At 40.1% G+C, this 24,431-nt stretch carries 22 protein-coding genes; 1 reads left to right on the top strand and 21 read right to left on the bottom strand.

Translation table 11 applies throughout. The features are described from left to right. Positions 1–8: 8 nt before the first annotated feature. The 7 genes from ABE65_RS01690 to ABE65_RS01660 all read right to left on the bottom strand — a co-directional run bounded on the left by ABE65_RS01690 (position 9) and on the right by ABE65_RS01660 (position 6,115). The gene (locus ABE65_RS01690; protein WP_066390891.1) at positions 9–710 is read right to left on the bottom strand and encodes a hypothetical protein; all 702 of its coding nucleotides are present in this window, start codon (positions 708–710) and stop codon (positions 9–11) included. After that, the gene (locus ABE65_RS01685; RefSeq protein ID WP_066390889.1) at positions 707–1,450 is read right to left on the bottom strand and encodes a hypothetical protein; all 744 of its coding nucleotides are present in this window, start codon (positions 1,448–1,450) and stop codon (positions 707–709) included. Before ABE65_RS01685 ends, ABE65_RS01690 begins: the two co-directional genes overlap by 4 nt. Next, complete coding sequence (locus ABE65_RS01680) at positions 1,431–2,333, bottom strand: ATP-binding cassette domain-containing protein (RefSeq protein WP_066390883.1); 903 nt, start codon at positions 2,331–2,333, stop codon at positions 1,431–1,433. Before ABE65_RS01680 ends, ABE65_RS01685 begins: the two co-directional genes overlap by 20 nt. Next, complete coding sequence (locus tag ABE65_RS01675) at positions 2,330–2,716, bottom strand: GntR family transcriptional regulator (protein ID WP_194270816.1); 387 nt, start codon at positions 2,714–2,716, stop codon at positions 2,330–2,332. Before ABE65_RS01675 ends, ABE65_RS01680 begins: the two co-directional genes overlap by 4 nt. A gap of 159 nt (positions 2,717–2,875) precedes the next feature. Beyond that, complete coding sequence (locus ABE65_RS01670; RefSeq protein WP_066390882.1) at positions 2,876–3,988, bottom strand: NAD(P)/FAD-dependent oxidoreductase; 1,113 nt, start codon at positions 3,986–3,988, stop codon at positions 2,876–2,878. 110 nt (positions 3,989–4,098) lie between these two features. After that, entirely contained in the window at positions 4,099–4,884 is a 786-nt protein-coding gene (locus tag ABE65_RS01665) for an SDR family oxidoreductase (RefSeq protein ID WP_066390881.1), read from the bottom strand. Between the two features lie 112 nt (positions 4,885–4,996). Beyond that, positions 4,997–6,115, bottom strand: a complete 1,119-nt coding sequence (locus ABE65_RS01660) for an NADH-dependent flavin oxidoreductase (protein WP_082861231.1) — start codon at positions 6,113–6,115, stop codon at positions 4,997–4,999. A 408-nt stretch (positions 6,116–6,523) separates the two neighbouring features. Between ABE65_RS01660 and ABE65_RS01655 the strand changes: the two genes are divergently transcribed. Then, entirely contained in the window at positions 6,524–6,982 is a 459-nt protein-coding gene (locus ABE65_RS01655; RefSeq protein ID WP_066390880.1) for a TspO/MBR family protein, read from the top strand. A gap of 41 nt (positions 6,983–7,023) precedes the next feature. Here the strand turns inward: ABE65_RS01655 and ABE65_RS01650 are convergent, their stop codons facing one another. The 14 genes from ABE65_RS01650 to ABE65_RS01580 all read right to left on the bottom strand — a co-directional run bounded on the left by ABE65_RS01650 (position 7,024) and on the right by ABE65_RS01580 (position 24,423). After that, positions 7,024–7,734, bottom strand: a complete 711-nt coding sequence (locus ABE65_RS01650; protein WP_066390879.1) for a spore coat protein — start codon at positions 7,732–7,734, stop codon at positions 7,024–7,026. 115 nt (positions 7,735–7,849) lie between these two features. Continuing rightward, entirely contained in the window at positions 7,850–8,968 is a 1,119-nt protein-coding gene (gene xylF, locus ABE65_RS01645) for a D-xylose ABC transporter substrate-binding protein (protein ID WP_066390878.1), read from the bottom strand. After that, positions 8,965–10,485, bottom strand: coding sequence for a response regulator (locus tag ABE65_RS01640; RefSeq protein WP_066390877.1), 1,521 nt, complete (start codon positions 10,483–10,485; stop codon positions 8,965–8,967). The genes xylF and ABE65_RS01640 overlap by 4 nt, the downstream gene beginning before the upstream one ends. Beyond that, a complete protein-coding gene (locus ABE65_RS01635) occupies positions 10,463–11,926 on the bottom strand; it encodes a sensor histidine kinase (RefSeq protein ID WP_066390876.1) in 1,464 nt (487 codons plus the stop codon). The genes ABE65_RS01640 and ABE65_RS01635 overlap by 23 nt, the downstream gene beginning before the upstream one ends. Continuing rightward, positions 11,923–12,900, bottom strand: coding sequence for a sugar ABC transporter substrate-binding protein (locus tag ABE65_RS01630; RefSeq protein WP_066390875.1), 978 nt, complete (start codon positions 12,898–12,900; stop codon positions 11,923–11,925). The genes ABE65_RS01635 and ABE65_RS01630 overlap by 4 nt, the downstream gene beginning before the upstream one ends. Before the next feature lie 176 nt (positions 12,901–13,076). Further along, positions 13,077–14,252 (bottom strand): sugar ABC transporter permease, encoded by a 1,176-nt coding sequence (locus tag ABE65_RS01625; RefSeq protein ID WP_066390874.1) that lies wholly within the window; start codon positions 14,250–14,252, stop codon positions 13,077–13,079. Positions 14,253–14,263: 11 nt separating this feature from the next. Continuing rightward, entirely contained in the window at positions 14,264–15,784 is a 1,521-nt protein-coding gene (locus ABE65_RS01620) for a sugar ABC transporter ATP-binding protein (RefSeq protein WP_066390873.1), read from the bottom strand. A 92-nt stretch (positions 15,785–15,876) separates the two neighbouring features. Beyond that, positions 15,877–16,977: a sugar ABC transporter substrate-binding protein gene (locus tag ABE65_RS01615; protein WP_197195872.1), complete on the bottom strand. Its 1,101-nt coding sequence runs from the start codon at positions 16,975–16,977 to the stop codon at positions 15,877–15,879. A gap of 178 nt (positions 16,978–17,155) precedes the next feature. Next, positions 17,156–17,551 (bottom strand): VOC family protein, encoded by a 396-nt coding sequence (locus tag ABE65_RS01610; protein WP_066390870.1) that lies wholly within the window; start codon positions 17,549–17,551, stop codon positions 17,156–17,158. Positions 17,552–17,686: 135 nt separating this feature from the next. Further along, positions 17,687–18,925, bottom strand: coding sequence for a serine/threonine transporter SstT (gene sstT, locus ABE65_RS01605; protein WP_066390869.1), 1,239 nt, complete (start codon positions 18,923–18,925; stop codon positions 17,687–17,689). Positions 18,926–19,222: 297 nt separating this feature from the next. Continuing rightward, the gene (locus ABE65_RS01600) at positions 19,223–20,890 is read right to left on the bottom strand and encodes a M4 family metallopeptidase (protein WP_066390867.1); all 1,668 of its coding nucleotides are present in this window, start codon (positions 20,888–20,890) and stop codon (positions 19,223–19,225) included. 591 nt (positions 20,891–21,481) lie between these two features. Next, positions 21,482–22,144 (bottom strand): Type 1 glutamine amidotransferase-like domain-containing protein, encoded by a 663-nt coding sequence (locus ABE65_RS01590; RefSeq protein WP_066390864.1) that lies wholly within the window; start codon positions 22,142–22,144, stop codon positions 21,482–21,484. A gap of 156 nt (positions 22,145–22,300) precedes the next feature. Further along, a complete protein-coding gene (locus ABE65_RS01585; RefSeq protein ID WP_066390863.1) occupies positions 22,301–23,257 on the bottom strand; it encodes a tRNA dihydrouridine synthase in 957 nt (318 codons plus the stop codon). 233 nt (positions 23,258–23,490) lie between these two features. After that, the gene (locus ABE65_RS01580) at positions 23,491–24,423 is read right to left on the bottom strand and encodes a hypothetical protein (protein ID WP_231887839.1); all 933 of its coding nucleotides are present in this window, start codon (positions 24,421–24,423) and stop codon (positions 23,491–23,493) included. Positions 24,424–24,431: the final 8 nt, after the last annotated feature.

Here is a 24,431-nt window from a genome sequence, read left to right as displayed (position 1 = left end):
GCTCCCCTCTATTCGTTTATCCAGTTGATATCACCTTTAATCTCAATCTCGTTAGGTACCTTTAAAAGGATAAAATCACGCCCTATTACAGAGCTGCGATTTTCTTGACTAAAGTGCCCACCCTTAGAGAACTGACTGTATGCAAAGCCTGGTGAGAATCTTGAGAAACTAACTGTAACTAAAGTTGGATTATTTACGGTCAGCTGTTGTCCGTTCAATAATAGCTCTGGCGGATGCAATTCATTGGTGAAATCTACACCATCAATATAAGATTTTCCTACAAAGTATGAGGCTTCGATCTCTCCATCATTTGTGTTTTTTCGTTCGGCAAAAACACTCATGATGCCTGTTTCTCCCTCTGTTAAAACAATGTCTAACGACTTTTCATTAAAAGGAAAAGACCACTTTTTCTTTTCAGAGAATGCTTGATCTAGGTCATCTAGATTTCCTGAATACAAATTGTTTACTGCCCTGTTTTGAGCGTTTTCTATTTTGTTCATTTCAGCTGCCGTAGCTACCTTTTGATCATTCTTGTAGCTTGGAAGGACGCTTAATGAAATCACTGTAGCAATCGCTAGAATAATGGTATATCCCCCGAGAATCCAACGGATTTTTCTTGTTCCTAAGTTTACCCTAGTTGAGGATTTTATGATTCCAATACCAAATGCGAAAATCACAAAAATTACAAACAATAAAGCAATATTAATCATTTTCTTACCTCCATTCTGTTAGAGATTCCTAAGCTAGTCAGCAGCAAAATCGACGAAACGATAGCGACTTTACAAATAAATAGAATAAATGATGTTTCATCTCCAAAGAACTTAGTTATATTCACAAAAATCCTAGGATCGCCACCCATCCCATCCAAAAGTAGTCCGCCAAACAAGATAGTAGGAATAATTAACAAGAAACCTTTATGCAGTTGAATCAATATTCCAACAAGATATCCTGCGCTAGCAAACAGAAAAATATAAAGAATGGAAGTAATTATTCCCATGACGAATTCAGTAAACGATAAAGAATCAACGATTATTGAATAATTATCTTTGAAATAGAACGCTAAGATCTGGAACAGATGAGTAGAAAGATAAACCGTTATACCTGCAAAAATACTAGCTGATAAAAGAAATAGAATGTTAGAAACTTGGCTGATTGTACGGTTCGTAACAAAAGAAAAATCGTCATAACGATACGCTCTCGTTGTAATTATGATTGCTGTTATAAACGCCCAAATCATCATAAAAACGAGAATGATATCACTCGTGTAATAGTAAAATTCATAGCTTAGTGAATTCGAGGAGCCACCACCCATGCCTGTTCCATTAAAAGAAAAAAGAATCGCAAGCAGCTGGATCACGATTAACGATGTAAAAACACCGAAGTATGATTTCAGCTTATAGCGGTATTGTTTCTTTACGATGTCCCAAGCCTTAACCTCTGCTAAATACATGATCGATTCCCCCTTTTGTTTTACTTGTTAAATAACTGCAAATATCTTCTGCAGAAACTGGTGTAATTTCTAATCCCAGCTGTCTAGCATCCTCTAACTCTTTTATGGAACGATCGTTTCTTATGACGGCGTAAGACATATTTGCGCCGATCTCTTGCATAGAAATGGGTTCCATAATCTCTGTCCATGTTTCCACGTCAACTGTCTTTCCTCTCACGCCAATCGCGTATTCCTTTAACTGATCTATGGGTAAATGAAGACACTTTTCACCAGACTTAATGAGTAGTACCTCTTCTAACAGATCTTCTACTTCATCTAAAAGATGGCTAGAAAGAATAATTGTTCTTGGATAGGCGATGTATTCTTTTAATAACGCTCTGTAAAAGTCCTTACGTGTTGCAGAATCCATTCCGCTTGTTGGTTCATCCATAATTGTGAGTGGGCAGCGTGCCGCTAAACCAACCATCATATTAAACGTACTCTTCATACCCTTTGAGAGATTTCCGTGATATTGACTTGGATTAAAAGAAAAATAATCAAATAATTTTAAAGCTAAATCGTGGTTCCAATTCGGGTAAAAGCTGCCTGCTGTTTCAAGCAGTTCTTTTAGTGTTAACCCTTGCGAGAAACTCATCTCGTTATCGATGAAGATTGTATTAGCCGAAACCTTTAGATTATTAAACGGATTTTCAGAGAATACTTGTATATCACCCGCAGAATGATGAAGATAACCAGCAATAATTTTTAATAACGTTGTTTTTCCCGCACCGTTCCTACCAATCAAACCAGTAATCTTGTTTTCCGCTATCCGAAAGGTCATATTTTGGATTGCTTTCGATCGACCATATTGTTTAGACAGTTCATTACAAACGACAACATTCATGATTGCTCCTCCTTTATTCTTTGGTGCATATCCCTAATCATCGTTACAAGTTCTTCTTCTTCAACCTGCAACTGAATAGCTTCTTGGGCTAATTCGGTCACAAGTGAATGTAGCTTAGAACTTTTTCTTTTACCGAGGATAATTTTTCTTGCATCCGCCGCAACAAACATCCCTAATCCCCTTTTCTTATAAAGAACGTTATCGTCCGCCAGCAAATTTATGCCCTTTCCGGCAGTAGCTGGATTTACATTAAACATTTCAGCTAGTTGATATTGCGAATATATTTTTTCATCTGCTGAAATCGATTCGTTCAAAATCTCGTTCTCAAGCCATTCTGAAATTTGAACATAAATCGGTTTCATACTATCGGCATTTAGCAGCAAATGTACCTCACCTCCAACTTACCACTATAGTGCATTACACATGTAATGTACTATACATTTCCAATATATGCAATATAATGTTTTTGTTTCCTATCATTTTAAGATTTCTGCACTCAAAAAAGACCGCTTGAACATTTTGTTCATGCGGTCTTTAATAGATTATTCGATTGCCCCTGTTACATCATAACTAGTTAGATCCAATTCAGTAGGTATTCCTAATGCAAGCTTCGCAAGTTCAGCTCCTAAGTAAGGTCCACTTGTTAGCCCTGACGCACCAAGGCCGTTCGCGACCAAGATGTTATTAAAATTAGGTAGAGGTCCGATTACTGGTAAAAAACCTGGCGTGAACGGACGGAAGCCTACTCTCGTCTCAAGAAGTGATCCTTCTAATAGGCCAGGTGCGACAGCTAAGGCTTTTGAGAGTATGTCATGAATACCGCCTGCCGTTACCCGGTTATCAAAACCTGCCTCATCTTCGTGTGTTGCTCCTATAACCACACGATCATCGAAGCTAAGAATGTACTGATTTGTAGGCGGCATCACCACTGGCCAATCAGCTGTATCCGTTTTTGGCAACTCTAAGTGGATGATCTGTGCTTTTTGTGGAGTCACTTTAAAGTTAATTCCAAGTGGCTTTAAAATTTCATTCGACCATGCCCCTGCTGTTATGATGATTTGATCAGCGAGAATGGTTTGACCATTTACAGAAACACCCGAAACCTCTCTTCCTTCATAAAGCAGGCTCGCATTTCCTTGAATGATCTTCACTCCGTTTTTCTTAGCTCCATTCAACAGAGCGTCACGCATCGCTCTTCCGTTTACACGAGCACCTCCACTTACGAAGACCGATCCGAATTCATCTGATAAAGGCGGAAAGCGTTTCTTCGTTTCTTCAGGAGAAAGAATCGTGATTTCACCAATTTCCGGTGCATCTTCTCTACGTTTCAAAGCGCGTTCTGCCATTTTTTTAAGCTTCTCAGGATCTGTATGTAAACTCAGTGTTCCTACACGTTTGTAACCCGTATCCGTTTCACCGTCTTCCTCGAGCATCTTGATGAGTTCTGGATAATACCTCGCTCCGCCCTTTGCTAACTGATACCAAGCTTTGTTACGGCGCTGAGATAGCCACGGACACACGATGCCTGCTGCTGCATCTGTTGCTTGTCCCCTATCTTTTCTATCAATTACTTGTACCTCTGCATCAGATTTACTAAGATGATAAGCGGTAGAAGCTCCTAAAATCCCAGCTCCGATAACTATAATTTTTTTCATTTTTAAACATCCCTACTATTCCGTAATATATGTATCTAACTATAGTATTTTCTTAAACAAAACTCAAAAAACCCTGACTTTTCATCAGGGTTTGTTAAATGTTATTTACTTTATATCTTCATTTCCCAACGTTCTTTCTCCGTTTTCTTTAACTGTTCTTCAACTTCTTGTGGATGAACAGTGCGGAAAAGATGTTCTTCGGCCGGGATGATCTCAATCATTTTCTCGATCATGTCCTCTGGATCATATTGATTCTTCAACTTTTCTTCTTGCTTCTTCATATCTTCTTTTTTTGTAAAATTCTTTTCGGGATCATACCATTTGTATTTTTCTTCTGCACTTCGATCATTGAAGCCTGTTGCATAAGCGCCTGGATTGATTGTTGCGACTTTTACACCAAACTCTTGAAGTTCTGCCTGCATCGTTTGAGCGATTCCTTCAATCGCATGCTTTGTAGCCGTATACGGCCCTACATACGGTGTTGCTGATATTCCGGCCATAGAACTTAAAAAAATAATTTTCCCGCTTCGTTTCTCGACGAATTTTTTTGCAGCCAGCTGAACGGATTTTAACGTAGCAAATACGTTCACCTCAAATAAAGCACGAAACCGGTCCATCGGAATCTCAGCTAATGGGCCACCCTCATTGATCGCTGCATTAGCTACAAATATATCAAAGTTATACTTTTCTATTTGTTCTAGATCTCGTTCATTTGTAATATCAAGCTTGAACACCTCTATATCAAGACCAAGATCCTTTGATTCTTCTAAAAGCGCTGTTTTTTGTGACGTTGTTTCAGTTGTGGCAATGATTGAATGCCCTTTTTTAGCGAGTCCAATTGCGGCACCTTTTCCTAATCCACTTCCTGCACCTGTTATAAAAATGGTTTTTGTCATGAGTGTACTGCCTCCTAGTCGTATGTCTACTCTATCTCTTCCCACACTTGTTGAAAGTAAACTTTGACAAAACAAAAAAGCAGGAGAAGCTCCTGCTTTTTCTAATTACTTATTAAACTCCAGGAAACCATCCTGGTGCGTTCAAGACTGCATTCCATAACGGATCTGGTACTACTAGTTCATCTTGCTTCGTTTTATCAAGTTTTGTTACAATTTCAGACTCTTTGCCTTGTTCAATCTTCTGCACCCAATCTGGATCAATAATCAGTTCACGCCCTAAAGCAATGAATGGCACTCCTGATTCCAATGCTTTTATCGCATCATCTGCCGTATAGATGGAGCCTACTCCCATAACGGGTACACGGTCGCCCACTCTTTCGTTAATAATCTCAATGCGTGAACGTGTATCTTCAACGCCTCTTCTAGGTTCAGACCAGAAATCCATTACTGAAACATGAAGATAATCTAATTTCTTAGCACTAAGCGCATCAACAAGTGCTAACGTATCAGCCATCGTAATACCTGGTGTTTCAGGTTCTTCTGGCGAGAAACGATAGCCTACGATAAATGAATCATCTCCATGTTCAGCTACTGCCTTTTTCACTGAATCTACAACCGCTAACGGAAACGCCATACGCTTTTCTAACGATCCGCCCCATTGATCTTCACGGCGGTTCGCGTGTGGAGAAAAGAACTGCTGAATCAGATAACCGTTCGCACCATGAATTTCAACACCGTCAAACCCTGCTTCAATCGCACGTCGAGTAGTTTCACCAAAAGCACGAATGATAGTAGCTACTTCTTCTGAAGTTAGTTCGCGCGGCACAGGTTTCCCTTCCGCAGAAGGAATGTTACTCGCACTCACAACATCTCCGTTAACAAGTTCAGGAGGCACTTCGCGACCGCCATGGAAGATTTGTAGAATCGCTTTTGAGCCTTTTGCTTTTATGGCAGAAGCTAAGCGACGAAGACTCGGAATCATGTCATCCGTATCTCCAGCGAACTCTCCCGGAAATCCTTTACCGTTAGCCGTAACATTCGTACAAGCTGTGATCACCATTCCAACACCTTCAGAACGGCGCTCGTAGTAGCGAATTTCTTCATCAGTTACAGTACCGTCATCATTTGAAGAAAAATTTGTCATCGGTGCCATAACAACACGGTTCTTAAGTTCAACTCCATTTTTAAAACGATAAGATTCAAACAATGGTGCATATTTTTTATTCATCATGTTTGTCTTTCACCTCTTATTTTTATTGGGCTGTTTTTAAATCGTTTGTGCTTTATCATTATTCCTTAAAACTTCTATGAAAGTTGATTGGAGTGCAAGGATGCGAGACTCCTGGGGGATCAGTGTGCCAGGTGAGACTCTTATCAAAGCAGAGTGCTAAGAGGCTCACCGCACGCCCCCCGGAAAGCGAGCATTCTGGAACGGAAATCAACCACATACATTACTATCTATGAAATAGCCCTAATTATAACTTTCTTTTTTAAAGTAACTATTATAATAATACCCTCAGTTTCCAAATGCAAAAAATACGCTTCTGGTTTTAAGAATAATTTAAAAAGGGAACAGTATACTTCTAAGAAATATAGACAACTGCTTACACGATTCCTACTACAACCATGGAGGTAACGCATGAAAAAATCTAGTATTGCCGTCTTTATCATCATCTTCGCTCTGTTCTATGTTTCCAGTTTTCTATTTCCAGTCGACCGTGAGTGGTATGATGCATTGAACAAGCCATCATGGACTCCATCCGGACAAACAATTGGTATCATTTGGGCTAGTTTGTTCTTTTTAATCGCTCTATCAGCGACTCTTATCTACAATCAATACGGTTTTAAACCCATTGGCTTTTGGATTCTTTTTGCGATCAACTATGTGTTCAATCAAGCCTTCGGTTATTTTCAGTTTACACAGAAAGATTTATTCGCAGCGAGCATCGACGCCCTGTTAATTGCAGTCACGACTTTACTATTAGTCATCTATGCCGGTCGTTTAAGAAAAGTCTCAGGATGGTTGCTTATTCCTTATCTTCTCTGGAGCTCATTTGCTACCTACTTATCATGGACCATCTATAGCATGAATGCCTAACAAACAGAGATCTAACCCTTTGAAGAGGCTAGATCTCTTTTTTATGTCCCAGAAATTGCTACATATTGATTCTGAAGAACAAATCGATTATTATCCCAACCTAGCGTGTTCACCACATACCCTAAAACGTCTGCGTTATATAAGCCTGCGATCTTTTGATAAGCAGATAGTTCGTAAACTCCATCGGAATCAAAGTCAATTGGATATAGACCACTTAATGGATTCACAAAGCCGGTAATTGGTTTCTTCAGCTTTCCGTTCATATCATATATTTCATTTAAATACTCTTTGTCTCGTTTTGATAGATCAATGATATACGTTTTCTTATTGCGTTTACTTACAACTCGAACTTTGTAGTTATTCTCATAAATAACATCATATTCATAAGCAGCATTATAGGCATTAAAATTAAACAATTCTTGTGGAGTGTTCCCGATAAACGAGTACACATAATGATACATGAATCCCCCGCTTCCTCCAGAATTGATGCTGACCAACACATCTGAAACACCGTTACCTGTAAAATCTCCCAAAAACAAAGTGGGATTGTATCCGGCATTGTCAGAAAGAGGGACTCTTGTCTGAACCCCTGTTCTTCCGTTCTTTACAAAAAGTGTAATGTTCTCAATAAACGGGCTATCCTGACTCTTCGTACCTGTTAGGTAAACATCGTCTGGTACACGATCTCCAGTCACATCTCCTTTAGCAAACGCAACAACACTCGGAGTAACTCTATAGTAATTGTTATACATAACATGCTCCTTGTTAGATAAAGTTTACTACCATGTTATGGGCACAAGACGGGATTGACACAACAAAAAAAGCCCCGTGTCGCATGGAATCATTCCATATAACACGGAGACTGTCTTATTGCACCTTCTCATAAACGTCACTTTTAGAATGGAAGCCATCTTTAATAATCGTTTCTTCGAGATTCCCTTTATCAACCGCGATCGGTGACAACAAAACAGATGGAACCTCAACCTTACCGTTGTTTATCTTTCGTTCTACTTTTATCGTTTCGCCTTTTGCCATCTTCACTGCCAATTCTGCTGCTTTTTCTGATAAAGCCTGAATCGGTTTATACACCGTCATCACTTGGGTTCCTCTTACGATCCTCTGCACGCCCGCAAGCTCTGCATCCTGTCCTGAGACTGGAATCTTTCCTGAGAGCCCTTGTGCTTCAAGTGCTTGGATGACACCACCTGCAGTAGCATCGTTTGCTGCAATTACCGCATGGATTTCATTATTATTAGCTTTCAATGCTGACTCCATATTTTTAAAGGCATTAGCTGGCGTCCAGTCTTTCGACCATTGATCGTACACGACCGTGATAACCCCCTTGTCAATTAATGGTTGCAGAACTCGGAACACCCCTTTTTTAAAAAGATGAGCATTGTTATCTGTTTCAGCTCCTCCTATATACACGTACTTTCCATTCGGAACGAGCTTTGTTATAGCAAGCGCTTGAAGCTCACCTACTTTTTCGTTGTCAAAAGATACGTACATATCGAGATCTGCATTTTTGACTAGACGGTCGTATGCCATCACCTTTATGCCTGCTGAATGTGCTTTATTGACGATCGTCGCCATAGCTTCAGCGTTATGAGGAACAACGACTAGAAGGTCGACCTCATTATGGATGAGCGTTTCAGCTTGTGCAATCTGCAGAGAGTCATCACCATTTGCTGCAAGAATCTCTACCTCTGCTCCTAGATTCTCTACGGCTTTCTTGAAGAGCTCTTTATCCTTGAGCCACCGTTCTTCCAGTAACGTATCCATGGAAAACCCAATCTTAATCTTTTCCTCGTTCATTGTCCCACTGCCCACTTTTTCACTTTTTGAAGGAATCGCTTTTCCAAGTGTCTCTTTACTCGTACTGCTCTTGTCGCACCCTGAAGCACATATCAAAGCAATGAATAACAGGACGAGGCATATACGATTTATGAATCTTTTCATGAAAGATGCTCCTTTACGTACCTTCATCCTTTTTTCCCAAGAACAGTCCTACGGTATTCAGTCGGTGAAAGCGCAACCATTTTTTTGAACACTTTGCTGAAATAGTTAGGTTCGTGATATCCGACTTCAAACGTAATTTCTTTTAGGCTTTTTTCTGGATCTGCCATCAGTTTCTTCGCCTTTTCAATTCGACATTCTGTCAGAAAATCAATATAGTTGATTCCTAGCTTTTCTTTGAACATCTTACTAATATAGATTGGGCTCAAACCTACTTTTCTTCCTAACGTCTCAAGTGAGATATCTTCATGCGAATGTTTAACGATATGTTGTTTGATCTGATGAATCGTATCGGCTTCAAGCTGTTCATAATGTTCTCCGTATGAAGTCCGCATCTGTTTTAATAGATGGTCTGATTCAGAACGAAGCTGACGGTAGTCTTGAGATTGATAGGAAAAGAAAGGCGTTTCCGTTTCTACTCCCATTTCGCTCATCACTCTTGCAGCGACCCAAAGCAACTCAAGAACACGCTGCTGCGTTTGGAGTAAATCTGTCCCTTCATTCTCGCACCGTTGGATTAAATCCATTATCTTTTTAAGAACCTCATCCCACTTGCCTAACCTGATTTCATCTAAAAACTGTTTTTCACGCTGTTTTGATTGAAGTTTGTTCTCTGTACCTCCAAGCACTGGAACATCATGATAAAAACGATATTTCACAGGCAAGGAGGAATCCATCGTGGCAATAAGAGATTCTTGATAAGACTGCCGAACTTGATCTAAAGAATCACAGACGTTTCCGATCCCAACGAACCATTCATCGTTAGAACTTACTTTTTTCAGTGAGAGAATATCTTTTGCAAGAGAAATCGCTTGCGAACGAAACGAACAGTCTGGTTTACGAAAAACGATAATAGGAAGCTGACGGCCATACAAAGCACCAACCCACCCACTCGCAGATTTTCTAACCTTTTCTTTGATTAACGAATAGAGGTTTTCTCCGCTTTGTGGGAGGAGAATACTCATCACAAAAGGTTCATGAGTGGAAGAGATGTCTAGCATATCTACGAGCATATCCAAATGAACGTCATGTACATGATCGAACAAAAGCTGCGTTACAACATCTGTTTCAACGAGCGGTAGCGTACTTTCCAAAACCTTAAGCGACCTCTGTTCTTCTGTAATTTCCATTAAGATTTTCCCGACTGTCTCCTCAATCTCACTTATCCGGCTCGGCTTCAATAAATAATCCTTCACCCCTAATTTGATCGCTTGACGAGCATAATCAAACATATCAAAAGCTGTAATCATCACAAACTTGATGAAAGGATTCGTAGATGTAATCTGCTGTATTGCTTCTAGTCCATTCATCCCTGGCATCTGAATATCCATCATTACTAAGTCGGGCTTTACTTCTGCCGCAACTTGTACAGCGATTTTCCCATTTCTCGCTTGATAGATCTCAAGTTGAGGAAATGCCTTCTGCAGAATAACTTGGAGCCCATCTCGTTCAATCTGCTCGTCATCAACGATCAAGAGTTTGAGCATGCTGTTCAATCCCCCTCGTCTTAGGAATTCTTATTACCACCTTCGTACCAATCCCGATATCACTTTGAATATCCATCAAATTTTCCATACCATAAAAAAGTCGGAGTCGCTTCACGACATTCACAAACCCAATACCTGTTGAAGCACTGTTCGTCTCAATCCGCTCTCCTTCTAAGATCTGTATCCTAATATCCTCTGAAATCCCGGGACCGTCGTCTTCCACTTCAATTTTCACCATGTTTTCGCCATCTTTTATTCGAAGCCAAATCTGTCCGCCATCTTCTCTTGGTTCAACCGCATAGATCACGGCGTTCTCAATAATCGGTTGCAGAGTTAGGCCAGGAATCTGAACTTCTAAACAGGACTGATCAATATCAAGGTGCAGTGTCAGCCGATCCGTAAACCTTGCTTTTTGAATGTTCATATATTGCTGACTCACCATTACTTCATCATGAAGCGTAACGGATTTGTCTAGCCACTTTAAGTTGTATCTCAAAAGACCAGCCACACTTACAAGTAGATCACTCGTTTCTTCTGAACCTTCCAAATATGCCTTTTTCGAGAGCGTATTCAGCGTGTTAAATAAGAAATGTGGATTGATCTGACTTTGTAGATTCTTAAGCTGACTCTCTTGCAATAGAAGCTTGCTTTGCTGAAGTTCATGCTCCAGTTGCGCCTTCTGCTGTATCTCCTGAAACAAATTATTAATATTGATGCGCATTCGGTTAAAAGTTTGAGCAAGAAACGAGATTTCATCATTCGATTCAACTTTGATTTCTTTGTCAAACTTTCCTGCAGACAGTTCGTTCGCTGCACGTGTTAACTGCTGTACCGGTCTTGTGATGCTTAAACTAAACCAATACGTAATGACGAGCAGCAAAAGTGTGATCAAAAGCATCAGCCAAATTCCTAGTTTCTTAAATTCAGCAGACTGATCGATAATGCCTCGATAAAAAACGTCGTAAGTCTTCAGCTCTGTATCGATCAAGGTAAGTGTCATTTCTGAAATGTACTTTGAAAGACGCGTTGCTTCTGTGAATTCTTTGTTTGAGGTCTCAGTGTCAGATTCCGCATAGAACATCAGAGAACGCTCTGTTGTTTCGATCAAACTATCAATAAGATTCATATAATTCGTAAGTGCAAATTCGTTTTCTGAGTTTCTTAGCTTTCTAATTTCCAATTTTGCAATGTTGAGTTTATCTTTGCTTTTATCAAGGTTATCCATATGGTTTTCTGACGGTTCAAGCAAGTAGTTATTAAGATCTGTGACCACTTTTTGACTCGTACTCGTCACTTCATTCATGCTTAAATAACGTTGTAAGATGTCATTGTATTGATTTTGAGTTTTTTGATTATAGTAGGTAAGCGCTATCCAAATAATGGCCATGATGATCAGAACGACTGATGCAAGCATCCATATTTTTTTCTGTATTCTGTTCATCTCTCTTCCATCGCCCTTATCATTCGAATTTCACTAGAATACCCATCCGCATCAAGAGGAACGGTCTCGTTCTTCAGCCATTGCATCAAAACATCTACACTTTTTCTCCCCATCATCTCAGGTGACTGCTCAATGACACCATCCAATTTTTTTTGGTTAAGCAATGTCATGGATTCAGATCCATCATCAAAAGAATAAATAAAATACGGCTCTACTTGTCCGCGTCTACCAATCTCTTGAATCATTGCTCCTGCCATATTAGCGTTCACGGCAATAAATCCATCCGCCTCGGGATACTGATTTAAAAGGTCTCTTGTTTTTGCAATAACTCGCTCTCTCGCCTCAGGTGTTTCTGAATAAATTGTTTCTACGTTCGGAAAGCTTTGAAGCACCTCTTTAATACCTGAAAGTCGCTCTTCCTGATAGAACTCTTTTTGGCTATCACTTAATAAAATGACTTGCCCCTCTTGTCCCATGTCAGACAACATGAGTTTGGCAATCATCACTCCAGCTAAGTGCTGATTTGATCCAACATACGTTTTTCGGAGGCTTTCAGCTTTCGGTACGTCATTTCCAACAGTAATAATAGGAATGCCATAAAATGCTGCCTTTACTTTCGTCAGTTCCTTAAAACGATCTGTATCAAGACCTTGCACGATAATACCGTCCACTTTTGATTGAATGGCAATCTCGAGCTTCTTCAAAAAATCATCCTGGTTCTTGCCGTAACTTCCCCATACTTCAAGGCTCGCTCCGTTTTTTTGAGCTTGTTGTTCCGCACCTTTTCCAACCTTATCCCAGAAAGGCGTATCCAATTCTTGCGTGATAAGAACGATACGAAAAGAATTTTCTTTTTGAGAAGCAGCTGCCGGCAGTTTCCAATCAGAATGAAAGACCTTTTCAGCTGTTGTAAACGTTAAATAACTAAGGAAGATACATATAAAAACCAAAAGAATTAAGCCAGCTTTACGCAAGTGAAGTATCCCCTTTTTCCGAAAATTTACTAATCTTATTTTATCATAAGAAATGTGACACGCACGCTTACTCCGTTACCATTTATAGGGACTAAACTGTTGTTTAGAGTTAAAAAAGTGAAGACATCTTCGAGCATGATGTCTCCACTTTTTAGCAAACCTAATTATGAGTTAAGCTATCCTCTCTTTTTACGCGTTATTACATCAAAGAGTACAGCGGCAACCAACACGCCACCTCTAATCATGTACTGCATGGAGACCCCAACACCAAGAAGGTTCATCCCGCTTGATAACGAAGCCATAACAATGGCACCGATGATGGCACCCGTTACTTTTCCAACTCCACCAGCTGAAGACACACCACCCACATAGGCTGCTGCGATGGCATCAAGCTCGAAAAGTGTTCCTGCTGTTGTTGTAGCGGATTGAAGACGCGAAGTAAAAAGAATCCCTGAGAGAGCGGCAAGCATACCCATTGATCCAAACACCATATACGTGATCTTATTTACGTTGATCCCACTTAGATGTGCAGCTTCTGGGTTACTTCCGACCGCATAAATGTGACGGCCAAGCACCGTTTTTGTCGTTAAGAAATGGTATGCTACAACGACAAGGAGCATGATGACAACGGTCCAAGAAAAGCCGTTATAACCAGCTAGAATCCAAGTTACATAAGCGATGATCGCTGATACAAAAATGAGTTTGAACGTGAATATTCCTTTTGAGACAACATCGAACTGATATTTGATCTTGTTGCGGCGCGTAGAAATCTCGCTATAAATGTAAAATAAGATAGATAGAAGACCTAGGATTAGAGATAAGAGATGCAAGCCATTTACGATCATAAGGGATGGAATAAATCCGTTGCCGATCGCGTTAAACGCGTCATCTTTAATGATGATCGTTCCTGTTTTTTCTGTTACTTGCAATAACGCACCACGGAAGATCAACATCCCTGCAAGCGTTGCTACAAACGAAGGAATAGCGTATTTCGCGATCAACAAACCGTTAAATAAACCAATAAAGATTCCAAAAACAAGGATTACCGGAATCGTTACATAAACAGGTAACCCCATCTTTGTTAAAAGAATGGCCGCGATAGCGCCAAGAAATCCTGCTGCGAACCCGACAGATAGATCGATATGACGAATAACGATGACGAGTGTCATTCCTACTGCCAGCACAGCGATATAACCCGTAGAGTCTAATAGATTACTAATATTACGAGATGACATGAACAGCCCATCCGTCATGATGGAGAAAGTAAGCATAATCACAAACAGCGCGATATACATCCCATAATCACGGATATTCTCTTTCACTAACGTTCTTGCTTCATTAATAAATCCCATGTGTTAACCCCCTATTGCGTTGCAAGCTGCATGATGTTTTCTTGATTGGCTTCTTCAATCGGCAGCTCACCTTTCATTCTTCCTTCAGCCATAACATAGACACGGTCACTCATTCCGAGCACTTCACCAAGTTCAGAAGAAATCATGATAATACTCATGCCTTCGCTGATTAATTGGTTCATAATCGTATAGATTTCAAACTTGGCACCTACATCGATACCTCGTGTTGGTTCATCCAATATTAATAGCTTCGGTCCGACGAACAGCCACTTTCCTAACGAAACCTTCTGCTGGTTGCCTCCACTCAAGTTACCGACCGTTTGCTCTAGAGAGGAAGCTTTAATATACATCGAGCGTTTGTATTCTGTGGCTCTTTTCACCTCTTCATTCTCATTGATGACGCCCTTATCCGCGACAGCATTGATATTAGCAGCCGTTATGTTGTTCTTAATATCTTGAATAAGAAACAGTCCGTCACCTTTTCGGTCTTCTGTTACATAAGCGATCCCTGATTTGATTGCATCACTCGTATGTTTGAACGTCTTTTCCACTCCTAAGACTTTAAGCTGACCTTCTAGTTTAAAATTTTTCGGATTACCAAATATACTCAGTGCAAGCTCGGTTCGTCCAGAGCCCATAAGTCCGGCAATCCCAACGATTTCTCCTTTTTTTACATGAAAATCGATATCCTTTAAAACATGCCTAGCAAGCTCGGTACTATAAGCAGACCAGTTGTTCAGTTCTAGTATCGTTTCACCGATCTTCTTATCGGGTCTCTTCGGATAAATATCTTCAATATCCCGTCCGACCATGTTTTTAATGATCATGTTCTCTGAGATTTCTCCGCTAGAACCATCGAGCGTACAGATTGTTTTGCCATCACGCAGCACCGTCGCTTGGTCGGCAATAGAGATGACTTCTTTTAATTTGTGGGAGATCATAATACTCGTGATGCCCTGTTTCTTCAGCTCACCTAGAAGTTTCAACAAGTTCTCACTGTCATCTTCATTCAGTGCGGCGGTCGGTTCATCTAAAATAAGCAGCTTAACGTCTTTACTTAACGCTTTAGCGATTTCGACCAACTGCTGCTTTCCTACACTCAAGTCCTTCACAAGTGTTTCAGGACTAACATCAAGCCCTACGCGCTTTAGCATTTTCTTAGCTTCAGCAATCGTTTTGTTCCAGTCCACTAAGTTTCCTCGTTTGACTTCATTGCCTACAAAAATATTTTCATAAACCGTGAGATCCGGAAATAGAGCTAACTCCTGATAGATGATAACGATGCCGGTTTGCACACTGTCACTGATCTTATTGAACTGCTGAACACTTCCTTCGAACACGATATCTCCTTCATACGTCCCATAAGGATAAACACCACTTAGCACTTTCATCAGCGTGGATTTTCCTGCTCCGTTCTCCCCGATCAAGCAGTGTATCTCGCCTTTTCTTACTTTAAAATTTACATTGCTGAGCGCTTTCACTCCGGTAAACGATTTGGAGATCTCGTTCATCTCCAAAATATATCCGCTCATCATGATCCCTCCAATTAGCCACTCCACTGACTTCATTGTGAAAAATAGTGATAGACGTAGGATCTATCACTATTTCTCGTCCTGCTATTTTCTTATTCAAGCCCTGTAAAATCGTCGGCTTTATAATAATCAGAATCGATAAGTTCTTTCTTCACGTTGTCTTTGTTCACAACGATTACGTTCGTTTGTTTTGCTTTTACTTCAACGTTTCCATTGTCATAAGAACCCGTTGTTTCTGGCTTCTTCTCATCAAGGATCTCAACTGCCATTCCCATTGCATCCTTAACAAGTGTACGAACATCCTTAAATACAGTCATCGATTGTTTGCCGTCAATAACATATTGAATGGAAGCTTTCTCTGCATCCTGACCTGTAACGAGGTAGCTAGAAACCGCGCTGTCTGATCCAAATACATCTGCGATCGAACGAGCTGTTCCATCGTTTGGAGCAAGAATAGCCACATCACCTTTTAAGTCTGCCTTAGCAGCCGTCAAATGTGTTTGCGCTTTGTTCTTCGCTTCGTTTGCATCCCAGTTCGTTGTTACTTGGCCGATGATCTTGCTCAGCTCATCGCGAGAAAGTTCAGCTTTGTCTTTTAAAGCTTCAGCTTCACTAGAGTTAGCGATCTTGAATGTACCGTCAGCAATCTTAGGCTGAAGTACTTTCCAAGCTCCTTCAAAGAATAAGAACGCATTGTTATCAGAAGCCGCTCCAGCATAAAGGTAAAGCGGAGTGTTAGATCCTTTAGCGTTGTCGATTAAGTATTGACCTTGTGCAGCACCCACTGCCAAGCTGTCAAACGTTACATAATAATCAACCGCATCCGTATTCGTGATCAAACGGTCATACGCAATAACCGTGATGTCATCTTTTTTCGCTGCTTCAACTGCTGCAGCAGCTGCATCTCCGTCTTGTGGACAGATAATAAGAACGTCGATTCCTTTGTTGATCAATGTTTCAACGTTTTCTTTTTCCTTTGCAGAGGATCCTTGGCTGAATAGGATCTCAGTCGTGTAATCCGTTCCTTTTAAAGCATCCTTAAATCTTTGCTCGTCCTGCACCCATCTTGGCTCATCTTTCGTAGGTAAGACGATCCCCACGCTTACCTCGCTATTGCTGTCACTGCAACCCGCTGCAACAAGCATAAGCATGACAACAGCAAGCATCAGAGATAGTAATTTACTTTTCTTCATCATTAGTTCCCCCTTTAAAAAGTACTTACAAGCTAATTATAGCTACGGAAAAAGAGTGTTTGAAAGCGCTATCATTAGCAATTTATTAACATCATCTGTACTTTTTTAACTTAGGGGTATTTTTATAACAACAAAAAAAGACAACGCCAATAGATCGCGTTGTCTTCTTCACCATTATTTATTTCGCATTCTCATCCGGCTGATGAATGCCGAAAAGATTGCCTTCTGTATCTATGTAGTATCCTTGCCAAGCCATTCCTGGGAGCGCGTATTTTGGCATCGCTACTTTTCCGCCTTGCTTTAGAATCTTTGCTTCAGTTGCATCATAGCTTTCTACACCCATCGTACAAGCATACCCATTTAATGCTTGATTCGCTTCAGGTGGCGGACTCTGCCTTTGCATGAGTGCCCCGTTAATTCCCATTTCTTTATCGTCCCCAGTCACAGCACCGTAATAAGGCATTCCGGCATATTCACTCCAATCTTGGAATGACCAGCCAAACACCTCACCATAAAACTTCATTGCCCGCTCCATATCATCCACATGAATTTCAAAATGCACTAATCTGCCCATGAGTAACCTCCTGATTTTTTTATAATAAAACCACTTATGTCATTCCATGCACCTCGTGAGAATTCCTTTTATCAATGAAAATTACGTCAACAAAAAAGCACCTGCAACGTGTTAAACGTCTCAGGTGCCATCTATTTATGCTGCTTTTCGAATATTAATCTCTTTACCTTCTTTACGCCATTCTTTGTACTCAGCTGCTGCTGTAAACAGTACATCTGTTGAAGAATTTAATGCTGTCTCGAAAGAATCTTGTAAAACACCAATAATAAAGCCGACACCAACTACTTGCATCGCCACATCACCTGGAATTCCAAACAGACTACATGCTAGAGGAATCAATAACAAGGACCCCCCTGCAACCCCTGAAGCACCACATGCACATACAGCAGATAAAACGCTTAGTAGAATAGCTGTTCCAAGATCGACTTGGATGTTAAGAGTATGAACCGCAGCAAGTGTTAAAACAGAGATCGTAACCGCTGCTCCTGCCATATTGATCGTCGCACCTAATGGGATGGATACCGAATAGTTATCCTTGTCCAAACCAAGCTTCTCACATAACTTCATGTTAACAGGGATGTTAGAAGCAGAGCTGCGTGTGAAGAATGCTGTGATTCCACTTTCTTTCAAGCACTTCAAAACAAGCGGATACGGATTTTGGCGGATTGCTATAAACACAATAAGTGGATTCACAACCAACGCAACAAATACCATACAACCAATTAAAAGTCCTAACAACTTACCATAACTCAATAATGAATCAATTCCGTTCGACGTGATCGATTCAACGACTAGTCCCATGATTCCTAGCGGTGCAAATTTAATGACCCACGTCACTAGTTTGGCTACAGCATCTGAAACGTTTGAGATCATCGTTTTTGTCGTTTCCTGCGCACTTCTTAAAGCAAGTCCTAAAAGTACTGCCCATGCCAAGATACCGATATAGTTCGCGTTAACTAAAGCGTTGAATGGGTTATCAACAACGTTCATCAATAACGTTTTGAGTACTTCAACTACGCCACCTGGAGGAGTCACACCTTCTGCTCCTTTTCCAAGTGTAAGACCTACTGGGAAGATAAAGCTAGCAACAACCGCAATCAACCCTGCTAGAAAAGTTCCTATAAGATATAGAGAAATAATAGCTTTCATGTTTGTCTGATGGCCTGCTTTATGCTGGGCGATCGCTGACATAACTAAAAATAATACTAAAACAGGTGCGATTGCTTTTAGTGCACCCACAAATAATGTTCCAAAAATAACAACAGGTTTTGCTGCTTGCGGAATCGCTAAAGCTAAGATAATACCTACAATTAATCCGATAAAGATCTGTTTAACAAGACTTAGCTGATTCCACTTCTTCATTATACGTTTCATAGATGTCATCACCAATCTAGTTAGAATTGTAAAGCTGTTATTCTGAATAAACCTGCAGTAAGATATGCTTTAACCGATAGGACCATTGAATCACAACAAATTTCATCCACCTGAAAAAGACAATTGTCTTTCTACTAAGTAGTATTATAGTAAGTATTTCGGCTTAATACAATGTATTTATAAAAGTTGTAATCATTTGAATATTTAGATAACATTAGACGCGGTCTTTTACCTAAATAAAACCTCAGGATTGAATACCTGAGGTTTTCATTTTCTATTCCTTTTATTAATGGTCTATCAATGAATACCAACCGCATCAAAGCCTGCGTTAACTGCTGTTACTTCTGCACTTCCTGATCCATAAAGATCGGTTGCAGCTTGTACGATGGCTTGACGAGCTTCACTGAAATTAGAATTCGATGTTAAGTAGACCGATAGAGCACGGTAATATATTTTACCTAATTTTTCTCTACCAAGCTCCTCACCAATCAGATAGGCAGCGTGATTCGTAATAGAAGAGTTCACATGCACCCCGCCATTATCTACATTCAGCGGCATGTTATAATATTCATCCATATGTGCTGGATAGACGCCACTGCCGTATGCTGCTCTTTGTGGATTGCTGACCACAACACTGTTCGGGTCGCTTAAGCTACGCAATCTCGTTACACCATCTGCTTTTGCAGCCGGTGCCATAATGTCCTCACCCATCTCCCAATCACTATCATCAACAAGCGCACCAAAAACGTCAGCAAATGATTCATTAAGTGCTCCAGATTGATTACGGTAAGCTAGATTCGCGGTATGCGTAATCACACCATGTGTCATTTCATGTGCCGCAACATCTAGACCTGCTGATAATGGAATGAAGAATTCACCGTCACCATCTCCATAGGCCATATAACGTCCATTCCAGAATGCATTATTGTAATCGACACCCATGTGTACATAGGAATTAATCGCCATACCTTCTCCATCCAAAGAATTCCTACCATGCTCATTCAAATAATACTCATAGACCTTTTCAGAATTATAGTGTGCATCAACAGCCGCTCGGTCATAGTCACTCGTAAAGGAAGCAGAATGCCCCGTATAAATCTTATCATTACTAGAGTCCCAGTCACTTGTTGCATCATACGTGAAAATCCCTTCAAGATTTGCATGTGAGTAATCCGCTAATGCAAATCTTGTTCCAGATTGCGGTTCTTTCACTCGTGTAATATGTAATTTTCTATGTTCACCATTAACGCCAAGGCCAGAGCCTGTTTGCGTTTTATGTTCATCAGCATGCATAAGCCCATTATATCGATCGATGACATCCCCTGTCTTAGCATCTACAAACACAAACCAGTTTCCAGGTTCTGCACCCATAAAGTTAACATTCACTTTGTATGCCAGGTGGTTTTTGTTTTCAAACGGATAGATAACAAGCTCAGTTGACGGTTCAGCGATTAGTTCTTTCGGCGCCTTAACAGAAGCTAAAGCTGTTTGAAGAGCTTTCTCACTGGTTAACGAGGATGCTTTAACCACAGTTTCATTGGAAATCGTCTGATTGGTTCTTCCGTTAACAGAAACAATTTCATTATTTTTGTTATAGTGAACGATAACTTCAGAACCTTCTACTGGAATCCCATTGACTGCCTGATTAAAGCGAATATGAGTCATACCCAATTCATCTTTCTGCACATCATTTACTTTTAAATGCTTCTCTGGATTTTGAATCCCAGTTATATCTTGAATTTTCTTCAAGTAATTTATTGCGTTAGAAGAAGTGCTGGAGGAAAACTTCTCCGCATTTCGTTCCTTCACAAAGAATGGAACATTTGCTTTCTCGTTCCATTCCTTTGATGCTTGTACATGGCTAACCTTACTAGATTCTAACGGCTGAGCCAAGACATTCAATGGAATAGAACCTACCAATAAGGCAGATGACAGAACGACAGGAGCAATAAGCTTTTTCTTCAAAATTTGTTACCTCCTATTAATTGGATAACATCATTATAAAGAATAGCCAGTCTATTTAAATGAATAATAAGAATTATTTTAATATTCAAACTAATGGGGGTAAAAGTGGTTTAGGTATAAACTACCAACTCCCTTATGTTGTGAATGAATTGGCTCTTTTCAAACAAAAAGAAGGAATAGAGAGGCCATTTCCCCTCCTATCCCTTCCTTGATAAATATGTATTTTTAGATAATCGTCTCGTACATGTATATATTGGGCTACATTACTTTTGCACTAACTTTATAAAAGATTGAGGTTAGGACATGTCGTACTACTCAGATTCAATAACCCGTGCCACTTCATGCCCGCACTTTTTACACTTGCCTTTTAGAACCACTCCAAATCGAGCATCTTCTATCGTAAAACTTTCAATCGTTGTAACATCTGAACAATTAGTGCAAAAAACATTATTAATAAGCCGACTTCTAATCTCTTTAGGAATAGAAAGCCATCTTTTATTGGCCTCCATATTAAAACCTCTATTCTTTATTTAATAAGAAAACAGATACACAAATGACATTCAACAAGCTAGCAAGATAGTACATTCAATATTAAAACTGTTTCCAATGTCCTTCTGAGATAACCTCTACCTCACCATCAATCACTTTAATGGCGGTATCATCGTTAATAGCATACGCTGGGCCCTGTAACGCAGCCGCCCATTGTTCTGCAGCGGCCATGGTGTTGTCCGGCAGCATCTCGTGATCAACATGTGGAAAGATTGAAAAATTGACAAATCCAAGTGCTTTATCTTCACCGGTCGGTGGAGTCCAACCAACGAATTCTTCCCCAATCTTAGGTGTCATCACCATACTACCTGCGCTCATACCCACATAAACGGCACGAAGAGTCGGTAAAAGCTCCGCAAGCCCAGACTGCTGCATCCAATGGTAAAGATAGAGAGCATCTCCACCCGATACCAATAAGACGTCGGTCTCCTTTACGAGGGGTACCCACCGTTCTTTGTCAATGCTTGGCAGCGCTGTAAGCTCGAGCACACCAACTGACTTCCAGCCTAGGTTAACCATAGGATTTTCCTCTCTCCCTGTGATAAATTTCCAAGCCTTCACACCTGGTCCTACCCAAGGATGTCCGTACATTGCGGTAGGTATACAAAGGGCATTGCATTCAGCAATCGGCTTGTCCAGCATATCAACGAGCGCCTCATGTATGCTTTTGTTAATCACGCCACCTGATGTAAGCAGTAATTTCATAACGGAACGCCTCCTCGAATCTTTTAGTATGACTTATAATTCTACAAGAAAGATCACCTTCCTCTAGTTGAATGCCGGACTACAATCCTATTAAGAACAAAAAAACAGTATGAAACACGTCTGGTCTCATACTGTTTTTTTAATGTTTATATGCTATTACAGTTCTAAGTTATCTAGCAATGCTCTCACTTCATCCGTTGATTTCGTGTTCATCAACTGATTTCGTAATTCGGCCGCCCCAGGGAATCCTTTTACATAGATTTTGAAAAAGCGGTGAAGTCCTGTGATAGAACGCGGCACTTCTTCTGCGTATTGATCTTGAAGGTCGAGCTGCAGTCTTAATAGATCAAGATATTCCTTGCTGCTGTGCTCTCTTGGCTCTTTTTCAAAAGCAAAAGGATTCTTAAAGATTCCACGCCCGATCATGACGCCATCGATACCGTACTTTTCTGCAAGTTCTAACCCAACTTGACGGTCGGGAATGTCACCATTGATCGTTAATAGCGTATCTGGTGCGATTCGGTCACGCAGCTTTTTAATTTCAGGAATCAGCTCCCAATGGGCATCTACAAGACTCATTTCCTCTCTTGTTCGTAAATGGATAGAAAGGTTCGCAATATCCTGCTCTAAAATATGTGTAAGCCACGCTTCCCACTCATCGATCTCTTTAAAACCAAGTCGTGTTTTCACGCTAACAGGCAGTCCGCCCGCTTTAGCCGCCTGAATCAATTCAGCCGCTACATCTGGACGTAGAATAAGGCCGCTTCCTTTTCCTCTTTGTGCAACATTCGGTACAGGGCAGCCCATGTTAATGTCGATTCCTTTAAAGCCCATCGCTTTCATGCCAATACTCATTTGACGGAAATATTCAGGGTTATCTCCCCATATATGTGCCACCATCGGCTGTTCATCTTCTGTAAACGTCAAACGACCGCGAACACTTTTTAATCCTTCTGGATGACAATAGCTATCCGAGTTGGTAAATTCCGTAAAAAACACATCCGGTCGCCCAGCTTTACTTACGACATGACGAAAAACAACATCTGTCACATCCTCCATTGGAGCAAGTACAAAAAATGGACGCGGCAGATCACGCCAAAAATTATCTATCATTGATGCTCAAATCCTCTCACTATAATGCAACTTCTAAATCCCGGTAATAAATATTCTTTTACACTTATATCATGATTGTTCACTCAATATCAATCACTGCACATTTATAATTTATGGAAATTTGTAAATGCACAAAAAGACTCTCAATGGTTATGATATCCACACAATTCGTACAAAAAGATATCTATAAGCTGATTCAGGAATAGCATCCAAGAAAAAAACAGTACATTGATTTAACTCTTTGTTAAATAGCCCATTCTCTTCAGTTCCTCGTATACGATCCAAGAGAACTTTTTTCTTCCCTCACTGTTTAAATGATCGGGATCAATAAAATATTCTTTTTTGTTTAAGAATCTTTGATCACTCATATAATTTAAAAATGGAACATCTAAATTTAGAGCTTCTAAATGCTGAAAAACAAGTCTATTCATTACTTCTTCATTGAAATTTTCTTGATAAGACTGATGAACGGGCTCCATGGTCAACACGACTTGGTAGCCTTTCTCGCTGCAATAATCTACAATCTCTTCTAACTGCTTTACATTTGGTTCGATGTTATTGTTTTCAATTGCTTCCTGGTATTGTTCTTCTATTTTCTCATACTTTCTTTCCGAATAATCTTTACCATTATTTGACCAAGGTTGATGAGAATTCCATCTTAAGTCTTTTAATTTACCCGTGATTGCAGAGCTAAGACTCGCCGTATTTGTCCCAGGTAATTTCAAGTAAGTGTAATAATCAATGATATTATACGGTTCAATATCACTTTGATCCAAAATCCTATAATAGTTCCCAATGTTCTTAGCCTCAGAATTGGCGAAAGTCATCTGAGAAATGGAAACGAGAACGACACCACCAGGTTTAAGATGCTCACCATACTCTTTCAACAATTTAGAGTCGTATTGAATGGTCTGAGAAGGAAGCGCTAAGTCCAGATGGGACAAACCAGTGGGCTTAAAATAATAACCATACATCGAATGAGATGCACCTAGATTGATGATATCAACAGGGTGTGGTTCTTTCTTAAATGCCAGTATGTCATGGTCAATATTGTAATCATACGAATCCTTAACAAATTGATTGATAGGCATAAAAAGCAGAATAACCACACCGATTATAATTGTTAACTTGATGAATAAACGTACCATAGCAAATCCTTTCAACACCGTGTTTC

The sequence above is a fragment of the Fictibacillus phosphorivorans genome (genome assembly GCF_001629705.1).
GTDB classification, from domain to species: Bacteria; Bacillota; Bacilli; order Bacillales; family Fictibacillaceae; genus Fictibacillus; species Fictibacillus phosphorivorans_A.
Note: the sequence above shows the minus strand (reverse complement) of the source record. Positions and strands in the feature narration are given on the sequence as shown.